At 68.0% G+C, this 9,976-nt stretch carries 14 protein-coding genes; 8 read left to right on the forward strand and 6 right to left on the reverse strand.

From position 1 onward, the window contains the following. Positions 1–187 precede the first annotated feature (187 nt). Both CRJ03_RS03545 and CRJ03_RS03550 read right to left on the reverse strand, forming a co-directional pair. On the reverse strand, positions 188–1,093 hold the full coding sequence (locus CRJ03_RS03545) for a fatty acid desaturase (protein ID WP_240611541.1): 906 nt from the start codon (positions 1,091–1,093) through the stop codon (positions 188–190). Next, complete coding sequence (locus CRJ03_RS03550; protein WP_104017544.1) at positions 1,086–1,292, reverse strand: DUF2061 domain-containing protein; 207 nt, start codon at positions 1,290–1,292, stop codon at positions 1,086–1,088. The genes CRJ03_RS03545 and CRJ03_RS03550 overlap by 8 nt, the downstream gene beginning before the upstream one ends. A 108-nt stretch (positions 1,293–1,400) precedes the next feature. On the opposite strand from CRJ03_RS03550, the gene CRJ03_RS03555 reads away from it, so the two are divergent. Beyond that, positions 1,401–2,261, forward strand: a complete 861-nt coding sequence (locus CRJ03_RS03555) for a helix-turn-helix domain-containing protein (RefSeq protein WP_104017545.1) — start codon at positions 1,401–1,403, stop codon at positions 2,259–2,261. A gap of 12 nt (positions 2,262–2,273) precedes the next feature. On the opposite strand, the gene CRJ03_RS03560 is transcribed toward CRJ03_RS03555, so the two are convergent. Together CRJ03_RS03560 and CRJ03_RS03565 are read right to left on the reverse strand one after the other, a co-directional pair. After that, positions 2,274–2,981 carry an NUDIX hydrolase gene (locus CRJ03_RS03560; protein WP_104017546.1) on the reverse strand — a complete coding sequence of 236 codons (708 nt, stop codon included), beginning with the start codon at positions 2,979–2,981 and terminating at the stop codon, positions 2,274–2,276. Between the two features lie 27 nt (positions 2,982–3,008). Next, positions 3,009–3,407, reverse strand: a complete 399-nt coding sequence (locus tag CRJ03_RS03565; protein ID WP_104017547.1) for a DUF983 domain-containing protein — start codon at positions 3,405–3,407, stop codon at positions 3,009–3,011. A gap of 218 nt (positions 3,408–3,625) precedes the next feature. Here CRJ03_RS03565 and CRJ03_RS03570 point away from each other — a divergent pair, with 218 nt between their 5' ends. From CRJ03_RS03570 to CRJ03_RS03585, 4 genes are all read left to right on the forward strand, one after another. Continuing rightward, positions 3,626–4,243, forward strand: coding sequence for an EF-hand domain-containing protein (locus CRJ03_RS03570; protein WP_240611542.1), 618 nt, complete (start codon positions 3,626–3,628; stop codon positions 4,241–4,243). A 62-nt stretch (positions 4,244–4,305) separates the two neighbouring features. Continuing rightward, on the forward strand, positions 4,306–4,890 hold the full coding sequence (locus CRJ03_RS03575) for an RNA polymerase sigma factor (protein WP_206018286.1): 585 nt from the start codon (positions 4,306–4,308) through the stop codon (positions 4,888–4,890). Beyond that, positions 4,877–5,242, forward strand: coding sequence for a hypothetical protein (locus CRJ03_RS03580; RefSeq protein WP_240611543.1), 366 nt, complete (start codon positions 4,877–4,879; stop codon positions 5,240–5,242). Before CRJ03_RS03575 ends, CRJ03_RS03580 begins: the two co-directional genes overlap by 14 nt. Beyond that, positions 5,242–5,739 carry a periplasmic heavy metal sensor gene (locus CRJ03_RS03585; protein WP_104017549.1) on the forward strand — a complete coding sequence of 166 codons (498 nt, stop codon included), beginning with the start codon at positions 5,242–5,244 and terminating at the stop codon, positions 5,737–5,739. Before CRJ03_RS03580 ends, CRJ03_RS03585 begins: the two co-directional genes overlap by 1 nt. Before the next feature lie 100 nt (positions 5,740–5,839). Here the strand turns inward: CRJ03_RS03585 and CRJ03_RS03590 are convergent, their stop codons facing one another. Continuing rightward, the gene (locus CRJ03_RS03590; RefSeq protein ID WP_104017550.1) at positions 5,840–6,280 is read right to left on the reverse strand and encodes a hypothetical protein; all 441 of its coding nucleotides are present in this window, start codon (positions 6,278–6,280) and stop codon (positions 5,840–5,842) included. A 29-nt stretch (positions 6,281–6,309) separates the two neighbouring features. Between CRJ03_RS03590 and CRJ03_RS03595 the strand changes: the two genes are divergently transcribed. After that, positions 6,310–7,068, forward strand: a complete 759-nt coding sequence (locus CRJ03_RS03595; RefSeq protein ID WP_104017560.1) for an alpha/beta fold hydrolase — start codon at positions 6,310–6,312, stop codon at positions 7,066–7,068. A 9-nt stretch (positions 7,069–7,077) separates the two neighbouring features. On the opposite strand, the gene CRJ03_RS03600 is transcribed toward CRJ03_RS03595, so the two are convergent. Further along, entirely contained in the window at positions 7,078–7,263 is a 186-nt protein-coding gene (locus CRJ03_RS03600; RefSeq protein ID WP_104017551.1) for a CTP synthetase, read from the reverse strand. Positions 7,264–7,367: 104 nt separating this feature from the next. Here CRJ03_RS03600 and CRJ03_RS03605 point away from each other — a divergent pair, with 104 nt between their 5' ends. Both CRJ03_RS03605 and adh read left to right on the forward strand, forming a co-directional pair. Next, on the forward strand, positions 7,368–8,390 hold the full coding sequence (locus CRJ03_RS03605) for a GAF domain-containing protein (RefSeq protein WP_500690878.1): 1,023 nt from the start codon (positions 7,368–7,370) through the stop codon (positions 8,388–8,390). Between the two features lie 108 nt (positions 8,391–8,498). Beyond that, the coding region (gene adh / locus CRJ03_RS03610; protein ID WP_104017552.1) for an aldehyde dehydrogenase at positions 8,499–9,976 on the forward strand (1,478 nt) is incomplete at its 3' end.

The following is a 9,976-nucleotide window of genomic DNA, read 5'->3' on the forward strand; positions in this document are numbered from 1 at the left end:
GGCGCTCAACCGGATGTGGTCGTCACTTTATGTTGCCAAGTACTTCTACAATTGTGCGGAGTTAAACGTCGTAAAAGCGCCCGCCCGGGGGGCGGTCGGGCGCTGCGCGGCGGCGCGTAAACGCGCCTCGATTCCGCGCCGGGACCAGACGGCAACGTTCGCTCAAGGCCAGGATACGCCCCTCACCTCACCCCCGGCGCCACGGCCAGAGCGGATGCGGCACCGGGTCCTTGGCCCGCCACAGGTAGTCACGGAAGATCGCGCCATAGGAGCGGTAGACATAGCCGTTGTTGCGCCGCTGGTAATGCTCGCGCCGCGCGGCGTAGAGCGCGGGCAGCCGGTACCACGGCACCTCGGGGTGCATGTGGTGCACCACGTGCAGGTTATTGTTGAGGAACAAGAGCGCCAGCGGCCCGCGATCCTCGACGATCACGGTGCGCCCGCTCGCGCGCTCGTGCGCGCGGTGCTCGAGGAAGGTGCGGATCTTCAGGAGCGCGATGCCGATCCACACTGCTGCGAGGTAGGCCCAGAGCGGCATCGGTGCATACCACACCCATGCCAGCACCACCGCCACCTGCGGCACATGCCAGACCCATGCGCGCAGCACCGACCGGTCGCCTGCGCGGATGGCCCGCCAATCGGCGCGCAGAAAGGCCACCTGGGCGACGAGTGGTCCGAGAATCAGCCGCCCCGCCAGCGTGTTGTTGGCCCGCAGCACCGCGCGTGCCCAGCGCGGCAGGCGGCCCCACACGCCCGGGTCGAGATAGTTCGATTCGGGGTCGTCATAGGGGTCGGTCAGGTGCTCTTCTCGGTGGTGCGCGAGGTGGGTGTCGCGGAACCGGCCATAGGGGATGACCAGGCACAGGCAGGGAAACACAACCGCCTCGTTCCACAGGCGCTGACGGAACGGGTGGCCGTGCAGCGCCTCGTGGCACAGCGAGGAATGCAGCGCGATGGCCACGCCGGTGACGGCAACCCCCAGCGGCAGCCACAGCGCCGCCGCCCATGTGGTGCCGATGATCCAGGCGCCGTAGCAGGCGATCAGCAGCGCCAGCGTCGGCCATTCCACGGCGGGCATGCGCAGCTTATCCATGGCGGCGACCCCAGTGGATGCGGGACCAGACGCGCTCGTAGATCAGGTAGGTGGCAAAGCCGATCGCGGTGTTGATCGCCGCCATCAGCCCGCCCGCCGTGAGCGAGCCGGTGACGAGCAACCCGACAGTCGCCATGACCGAGAGCCCGAGCAGGTTCCAGATCACCGCCTTCACGATGCTACGCAATCGCGTCTCCATGACACCTCCGATTTGGTTGGACGATGCCTGTAGAATGCTTGCGATTTGATTGATCGGCCATTTTGGAAACGGTTAACATTTCTACTCAAGTGTGATTATAATCACCAAATGTCTGAAAAAATCGACAAACGTTTGCGCGCCGCATTGTTCCGTAGCCGCCTGGCCGAAGCGATGCGCCTGCGCGGCAACAGCCAGAGCGCGCTTGCCCGCACCATCGGGGTGGATCGTTCCACCGTGTCGCAACTGCTCAAGGGGGTGGGGGCGCGCCTGCCTAACGCGCAGGTGGTGGGTGAATGCGCGGGGGCGCTCGGGGTGTCGGCCGATTGGCTTCTGGGTCTTACCGACCGGCCAGAGACCGCCGCCGACATGCTGGCCAACACGCTGTCACTGACCGAGGCGCCGCGCGCGCTGGTCGACGAGCAGATTTTCCAGTGGCACAAGGAGGCAGCGGGCTACAAGATTCGCCACGTGCCCGCCGGTCTGCCCGACATGCTCAAGACCCGCGAGATGCTGGAATGGGAATACGCGCCGCATCTGGGGCGCTCCACCGACCAGGCGATCGGTGCGTCGGAGGATCGCATGACGTGGATGCGCGCCGCGCGCTCGGACTACGAGATTGCGCTGCCGCTCTACGAGGTCGAGAGTTTCGCGCGCGGCGAGGGCTATTACCGCGATCTGCCCGACGATGTCCGGCGCGCGCAGCTCGACCATTTCATCGCGGTCACATCACAGCTCTATCCCGGCCTGCGGCTTTACCTGTTCGACGCCCGCCGGCTCTATTCCGCGCCGGTCACGATCTTCGGCCCGTTGCTGGCCGTGCTCTACCTTGGGCGCAATTACCTGGTGTTTCGCGATACCGAGCGGGTACAGGCCATGACCCGGCATTTCGATGGGCTGTTGCGCGAGGCCGCGGTCACCGCGCGCGCGTTGCCGGATCACCTGCGCGCGCTGCGCGACGAGACGACGTAGCGCGGCCCCGGCTCAGGCCGACGGCATCCCCTTGAGCCGGAGGAACAGGCTCTCCTCGTCGTCATTGCGGAAGAACGGCACCGAGGCGGGCGGCGTGCGGTCATGGGCGCGCGCGCTCACTTCTGCGAGCACGACCTCGGTGATGAAGGGCAGGTCGTGGCGGCGTGCCTCGGCGAGCGGCACCCATTGCAGGTGGCTCAACTCCTCGCAAGCGGCGGAGAAGTCGTCGGGGTCCCCGGCGATCGCCTCGGCATGGACGAGGAAGAACCGCGCATCGAAGCGGCGCGGGCGGCCCGGCGGCGTGATCGCGCGGAACACGAATTGCAGCGCGTCGGCGCGCGGCACAAGCCCGCGCGCGGCGAACCCTGTCCAGTCGGGCGGTGCCGCGCCGGGCCACGCGCCGGGCGTGCCGAGGGCGAGGCCGGTTTCTTCCCACAACTCGCGGATTGCGGCGGCGGCGAGCGCTTGGCCGAGGTCGCGGTCGCAATCCTCGCGCAGCCGTTCGGCGCAGAGCGGCGGCAGCGGGCGCGCGAGGGGAACAGTGGCGTCGGCCTCATCGACCGCGCCGCCGGGAAACACCACCTTGTTGGGCATGAAGGCCGCAGCGGCGCCGCGCTGCCCCATGAGCACATGCGGCGCGCCTGCATGCTCGCGCAGCACGATCACCGTGGCGGCGTCGCGCACCGGCACCGGCGCTGCGTCTGTCTGCGTTTCAGGCATTCGCCCCTCTTTCCGCGCGGCGGGGCGTCAGTCCTCGCCCCCGAACCCGTGCATTCTCTTGGCCCATTGCAGGCCGACCATGGCCCCCTTGAGGCGCGGCAGAAGGTATAGCGACAGCGCGATGGTGCCAACAGCGAATGTGGTGAAGAGCACGAGCGGCTCGGGCCGCCACGTCTCGAACACGACCATCAGGAGGGGTGCCATCAGGTGGCCGACGATCAGGATGGTCAGGTAGGCCGGTCCGTCATCGGCGCGCTGGTGGCTGAGATCCTCGCGGCAGACCGGGCAATGGTCGCGCACCTTGAGATAGCTGCGCAGGAGCGGGCCGCTGCCGCAATTGGGGCACTTGCCGCGGAAGCCGCGCCACATCGCGCGGCGGGCGTCGCGCTCGGTGCTGGTGATCTCGGTGGCGGTGGTGTCGCGCATTGTGTCCTCTCGCGGCTGGTGGCGCGAACATGGCGCGACGCGCGCCGGATTTGAAGGCGACAGCCTGTCCTTGCGGCGCCATGTCGCGTGCCCGCGCGGACCGTCTGCGAAAAAAATCGCCCAGGGCGCGCCGGAACGTCCCGCTTGAGCCGTATCAGGCTACGGGTGCCCGGAAAAGAGGTGGCACCGCAACAACGATTACACGAGGAGAGATCATCATGCGACATATGGGACGTCTGGCGGGGCTCGCGCTCGTCATCGCTCTGGGCGGCGGGCTGAACGCGACGGCCGAGGCGCAACAGCAGGGCGGCATGGGCCAAGGTATGGGCCAGGGCATGGGCATGGGCCAAGGTATGGGCATGGGCATGGGCATGCAGGGCGACGGGCCAATGAACATGGCCGAGCGCTTCGGCGAGGCGGATGCAGATGGCGACGGCAAGGTCAGCCGCGACGAGATGGTGGCGCGCATGACCGAACAGGCCGCCGAGCGGATCGGTGCGCGTGCAGATCGGATGATCGCCCGGCATGACGGTGACGGCGACGGGATGCTGACGCTGGAAGAGCTGCAAGCAGGCCCCGCCGGGCGCATGTTCGGGCGGATCGATGCAGATGGCGACGGAGCCATTTCGCGTGAGGAATTCGCGAACATGCGCGAGATGTATCGTGGACCGGAGGGCGGACAGCGCTACGGGCGGCATCACGGTGAGCGCCACGGCGACCGCCACGGCGGTGGCGCGGGCATGGGTCATCACGGCGCGCGGCACCACGGCAAGGACGGGAATGGCATGGGGCAGGGTGGCGTCGTCATCCACCACCATTACTACTACGACAACTGAGTCCATCCGCGCCCGCCGCTTGTGACGCGGCGGGCGCGGCGCTAGCCTCGCGCGTGATGACCATGCCCCTCGACGCCAGCAGCGACCTGTCCGACGAGGACCTGCTCGACGCCTTCGCGCGCGGCGACCGGGCTGCGGCGCGGGTGCTTACGCTGCGGCTCACGCCACGGGTGCTGGCCCATGCCGGGCGGCTTCTGGGCAGCCGGGCCGAGGCCGAGGAAGTGGCGCAGGAGGCGATGCTGCGGCTATGGCGGCAGGCCCCGGACTGGCGCGCGGGCGAGGCGCGGGTCACGACCTGGCTCTATCGCGTGGCGGCCAACCTGTGCATCGACCGGCAGCGCCGGGCGCGGGGCGGTACGGTGGCGCTCGATGCCGTGCCCGAGCCACCTGATCCGGCCCCCGATGCGCCCGCGCGGATGCAGGATCGCGCCCGCGCCGAGGCGTTGCAGGCGGCGCTGGCGCAACTGCCCGTGCGGCAGCGGCAGGCGGTGGTGCTGCGCCATATCGAGGGCTGCGCCAACCTCGAGATCGCCGAGATCATGGATACCACGATCGAGGCGGTCGAGAGCCTGACCACGCGCGGAAGGCGCGCGCTGACGCGGGCGCTGGCCGCGCGCAAGGAGGAGCTGGGATATGTCGATGAGTGACGAGGACAACTGGCAGGAGGCGGCGCTCGCGCCGTTCTTTGACGCCGCGCGCAGGCAGGCGCCCACGCCGTCCACCGACCTGATGGCACGGGTGCTGGAGGATGCCGAGGCCGCGCAGGCCCGGTACGCGGCGGCAACGCGGCCGGCCGCGCCGCGCGCCGGTCTGTGGGCGCACATCCGGCAGGGGCTGGGCGGCTGGCCGGCGATGACCGGGCTGGCGGCGGCGGGGCTTGCCGGGGTCTGGATCGGGCTCGCCCTGCCCGAGGTGCTGCCGGGTCTGGAACCGACTGCGGGCGATTACGTGGTCGATATCGCGCCCGACCTGGCGCTGGAGACGGGAGGGGGGTTCTGATGTCTGAGGAGACGGGCGGGCAGGGGCGCGGTTGGCGCATCATCCTCATCGCGTCGCTGGCACTCAATCTGCTGGTCGCGGGCGTGATCGGCGGTTGGGTGGTGCGGCACGGGATCGGGCCGCACCGGGATCACGGGCCGCATTCCGCGCGGCTGGCGCAACTGGGCGGGCCGCTCACCCGTGCGCTGGATGCCGAAGGGCGCGTGGCCATCGTGGCGCGGCTGCACGGGCAACCTGGCGCGCAAGAGGCACGCCGGGCAGCGCTGCGCGAAAGCTTCGAGGCGCTGCTGGCCGATTTGCGCGCGCAGCCTTTCGACCCGGCGCTGGTGACAGCGCGGCTCGACGGGCAGCGCGCGCAGGTGGCGGACCGGTTCGAGGCCGGGCACGCGGCGCTGGTGGCGCATCTGGCCGCGATGAGCGACGCCGAGCGCGCCGCCTATGCCGACCGGCTGGAGGAAAACGTGCGCCGCTGGCGGCACCACCGGCATCATCGCTAGAGCGTGTCGCGTTCATTCGCATTCACGCGACACGCTCCAACTCGTTGATCTCGCATGTTCAAGGGGCTCAAAACCGGTTCCCACTTTTGAGCAACATGCTCTAGGCGGCGTGGACGTAGCGCCACAACAGGTAGAGCAGCACGCCGAAGATCATCAGGTTGAGCACGATCCCGCCCAAGAGCCGCAGGATCGCCGTGTTGCGCCGCTCTCGCGGGTCGATCCGGTCGAGATGGCGGTGCATGTCGGCAAAGGCCGCGTCCACGGCGCGGTGGTCGAGCAGGCGGGCAAGGCGGGGGTGGCTCATCCAGTCCTGCGCGCCCAGAAGCGTAGCGGCGGCGCGGCGCTGGCGGCGCGGCAACAGCCGTCCGGCGCGGCGGACCTGCCGTTCCAGCGAGTGGCCGCGCAGCCCCAGCCTTTCCCTGAGCGCGGCTTGCAACACCGTGATCCGGCCGTCGAATTGCTTGTTGTCGATCATCGGCGGGCTGCTCTCCCCCGTGCTGGTCTCGCGCCGGGTGCGGGCCCGGTCCCGAGGGCTGGTCATCGGCGCGGTGCGGCGATATGCAGGCCCTCATGTTGAACATGATCGAGCATGGCACCGCCTCTGACAAGCCGGGAGTGTTGATCGCGCACGGGCTCTATGGCTCGGCGCGCAACTGGGGCGTGATCGCCAAGCGGCTGTCGGATACGCGCCGCGTGGTGGCGGTGGACATGCGCAATCACGGCGGCAGCCCGTGGTCCGACACGCATGGCTACCCGGAGATGGCGGAGGATCTGGCCGAGGTGATCGGGAACCTCGGTGGCACGTGGAACGTGCTGGGCCATTCGATGGGCGGCAAGGCGGCGATGGTGCTGGCGCTGAGCCATCCCGATCTGGTCAACAGGCTCGTCGTGGCGGATATCGCGCCGGTGGCCTATGGGCACAGTCAGGTCCAGTATGTCGAGGCGATGAAGGCGGTAGACCTGGACCGGGTTGAGCGGCGTCCGGACGCGGGCGCGCAACTGCTGGAGCGGGTGGACAACCCCGATCTGGTCCCGTTCTTCCTGCAATCGCTTGACGTGAAGGCAAAGCGCTGGCTGCTGAACCTCGATACGCTGGCGCGGGAAATGCCGAAAATCCTTGGCTTTCCCGAGGTGTCGGGTATCTACGAGGGCCGCACGCTGTTCCTGTCCGGTGCGGAGTCGGACTATGTCCGCCCTGAGCACCGCGACCGGATCAAGGCGCTGTTTCCCGCTGCGCGCTTCGCGAAAATCCCCGGCGCGGGGCATTGGCTCCATGCCGAGAAGCCGCGCGAGTTCGAGGCGGCGGTGCGCGCGTGGCTCGATAGCTGAGGACGTCTGTCAGGCGTTTTCGTAGAGCTTTTTGGTCACCATCCACGTCACCGGAAAGGCCGCAATGAAGCCGAGCGCGGCGGCGATCAGGATTGGCGTGAGCGTGTCGCGGCCGAGGACGAGCGCGGCGATCACGGCAGAGCCCGCGAGGGTGGAGCCGATGAAGAGATGCAGGATGAATCCAAGGCGCAGCATGGGGCCCTCCGGTTTGATGGTCGTTGCGCCAGAGATTAGCCGGTACTCCGGGCGGGCACCTTGATCTGGGTCACGATGGCCCTGGATTTACACAGGCGGGCCCTGTGGGGTATCTTGATCCGATAGCCAATCGCGGGAGACGCGCCATCACCGACAAGCGCAACCATGTGGACCGGGTGCTTGAACAGTTGCACTCGACCTCTGCTCCGGCACGGTCGCGGGTGGTGGCGTCCTGGCGGCGGTCGATGCTCAAGCATGGGCTGGACCCCGCAGAGCGGCGCGTGCCCGAGCGGGTGGAGGAGGCCGAGTTGCGGCAGCGGCAGGTGGGGCTGGAGCAGTTCCTTCAGGTGGCCGCGCCGAAACTAGATCAGCTGTTCGGTCTGCTGGGCCATTCGGGCTGTGCCGTACTACTGACCGATGCCGAGGGCGTGGTGCTGGATCAGCGCTGTGCCGAGGGCGATGCGCCGATATTCGAGGATTGGGGGCTGTGGCAGGGCGCCGACTGGTCCGAGGCCGCCGAGGGCACCAACGGGATTGGCACCTGCATCGCCGAGGATCGGCGGGTCATCATCCATCGCAACGAGCACTTCCTGGCGCGCAACACCGCGATGAGCTGCATGGATGCGCCGATCTACGGGGCCAACGGGCGGATCATGGCGGCGCTCGACGTGTCTTCGGCGCGGTCGGATCAGACCGAGGCGTTCAACCGGCTGATCGGTGCGATGGTGGCGCAGACCGCGCGGCAGATCGAGGCCGACAATTTTCGCGCCGCCTATCCGCGCGCGCGCATCATCTATGCCGATCACGACGAGAGCGAGGCGGCGATGCTGCTGGCGGTGGATAGCGACGATATCGTGGTCGGGGCCACGCGGGCGGCGCGCAAGGCGTTCAGCCTAGGCAATGAAGCGGCGATCCGCCCGGTGCCGGCAAGCGATCTTTTCGGCCGCGAGGACGGCCCGCGCGGCTTTGAGAAGGCCGAACGCGCGGCGGTGATTCGGGCGCTGGCGCGAGCAGGTGGCAATGTCTCGGAGGCGGCTCGGGCGCTGGGAGTCGGGCGGGCGACGCTCTACCGTCGGATGAATCGGCTGGGTCTCTACGAAAGCACGGGCGATCTGTCTCAGGAGTGAGACAGGTTGCCATGCCCGTCCCCGGTGCACGGGGTGACGGGGGGCGCGGTGGCGCGCAGGGTAGCCTCATTCCCGGCGGAGGACCGGGGGCAACCGGAGGAAACCCGAATGAACGAGATGACACAGGTCGAAGGCCGCCACGGCGCGCCCTTCAAAGCCCATTACGACAATTTCATCGGTGGCGCGTTCGTGCCGCCCGTGAACGGGCGCTATTTCGAGAACATCACGCCGATCACCGGCGCGGTCGTGTGCGAGGTGGCGCGCTCGGACGCGGCGGATGTGGAACTGGCGCTCGATGCCGCCCATGCCGCGAAGGAGGGTTGGGGGCGGACATCCGCCACCGAACGCGCCAACATCCTGCTCAGGATCGCCGATGCGATGGAGACCAATCTGGAAATCCTGGCGCAGGCCGAGACATGGGACAACGGCAAGCCCATTCGCGAGACGATGGCCGCCGATATTCCGCTGGCGGTCGATCACTTCCGCTATTTCGCAGGCGTGCTGCGCGGGCAGGAAGGCACCATGTCCGAGATCGACCATGACACGGTCGCCTATCATTTCCATGAGCCGCTGGGCGTCGTGGGGCAGATCATCCCGTGGAATTTCTCGATCCTGATGGCCGCGTGGAAGCTGGCCCCGGCGCTGGCCGCCGGCAACTGCGTCGTGCTGAAACCGGCCGAGCAGACGCCCGCGGCGATCATGGTTATGGCCGAGCTCATCGCCGATCTGCTGCCCGCCGGGGTGCTGAACATCGTAAACGGCTATGGCGCCGAAGTGGGTGCGGCCCTCGCCCGCAGCCCACGGATTGCCAAGATCGCTTTCACCGGCTCGACCGAGACCGGGCGCAAGATCATGCAGGCCGCGACCGAGAACCTGATCCCCGTCACGCTGGAACTGGGGGGCAAGTCGCCCAACATCTTCTTCTCGGACGTGATGGCGCAGGACGATGCTTTCCTCGACAAGGCGGTGGAGGGGTTCGTGCTCTTCGCTTTTAACCAGGGCGAGGTCTGCACCTGCCCCAGCCGCGCGCTGATCCAGGAGGATATCTACGAGGAGTTCATCGCCCGCTGCATCGAGCGTGTGAAGGCGATCAAGCAGGGCGATCCGCGTGACCCCGAAACCATGGTTGGCGCGCAGGCGAGCCAAGAGCAGCAGGAGAAAATCCTCTCCTACCTGACGATCGGTGTGCAAGAGGGCGCCGAGGTGCTGACGGGGGGCGGTGTGGCGCGCTTCAATGGCGATCTTGCGGGCGGATTCTACATCCAGCCCACGATCCTGAAAGGCCACAACAAGATGCGCGTCTTCCAGGAGGAAATCTTCGGCCCCGTCGTGTCGGTCACGACCTTCAAGGACGAGGCCGAGGCATTGGCCATTGCCAATGACACGATGTACGGCCTCGGGGCCGGTGTCTGGACGCGCGACGGTACCCGCGCCTATCGCTTCGGCCGCGCGATCGAGGCAGGCCGTGTCTGGGTCAACAACTATCACGCCTACCCAGCGCATGCGGCCTTCGGCGGCTACAAGCAGTCGGGCATCGGGCGCGAAACCCACAAGATGATGCTCGATCACTACCAGCAGACCAAGAA

Source organism: Roseovarius nitratireducens (assembly GCF_002925845.1).
GTDB lineage: Bacteria > Pseudomonadota > Alphaproteobacteria > Rhodobacterales > Rhodobacteraceae > Roseovarius > Roseovarius nitratireducens.

Excerpts from the sequence above, each read along its gene's own strand:
- CRJ03_RS03595 (WP_104017560.1), top strand. The coding sequence starts at position 6,310 with ATGTTGAACATGATCGAGCATGGCACCGCCTCTGACAAGCCGGGAGTG.
- CRJ03_RS03590 (WP_104017550.1), bottom strand. The coding sequence starts at position 6,280 with ATGACCAGCCCTCGGGACCGGGCCCGCACCCGGCGCGAGACCAGCACG.
- CRJ03_RS03545 (WP_240611541.1), bottom strand. The coding sequence starts at position 1,093 with ATGGATAAGCTGCGCATGCCCGCCGTGGAATGGCCGACGCTGGCGCTG.
- CRJ03_RS03570 (WP_240611542.1), top strand. The coding sequence starts at position 3,626 with ATGCGACATATGGGACGTCTGGCGGGGCTCGCGCTCGTCATCGCTCTG.
- CRJ03_RS03600 (WP_104017551.1), bottom strand. The coding sequence starts at position 7,263 with ATGCTGCGCCTTGGATTCATCCTGCATCTCTTCATCGGCTCCACCCTC.
- CRJ03_RS03585 (WP_104017549.1), top strand. The coding sequence starts at position 5,242 with ATGTCTGAGGAGACGGGCGGGCAGGGGCGCGGTTGGCGCATCATCCTC.
- CRJ03_RS03575 (WP_206018286.1), top strand. The coding sequence starts at position 4,306 with ATGCCCCTCGACGCCAGCAGCGACCTGTCCGACGAGGACCTGCTCGAC.
- CRJ03_RS03560 (WP_104017546.1), bottom strand. The coding sequence starts at position 2,981 with ATGCCTGAAACGCAGACAGACGCAGCGCCGGTGCCGGTGCGCGACGCC.
- CRJ03_RS03555 (WP_104017545.1), top strand. The coding sequence starts at position 1,401 with ATGTCTGAAAAAATCGACAAACGTTTGCGCGCCGCATTGTTCCGTAGC.
- CRJ03_RS03580 (WP_240611543.1), top strand. The coding sequence starts at position 4,877 with ATGTCGATGAGTGACGAGGACAACTGGCAGGAGGCGGCGCTCGCGCCG.
- CRJ03_RS03565 (WP_104017547.1), bottom strand. The coding sequence starts at position 3,407 with ATGCGCGACACCACCGCCACCGAGATCACCAGCACCGAGCGCGACGCC.
- CRJ03_RS03550 (WP_104017544.1), bottom strand. The coding sequence starts at position 1,292 with ATGGAGACGCGATTGCGTAGCATCGTGAAGGCGGTGATCTGGAACCTG.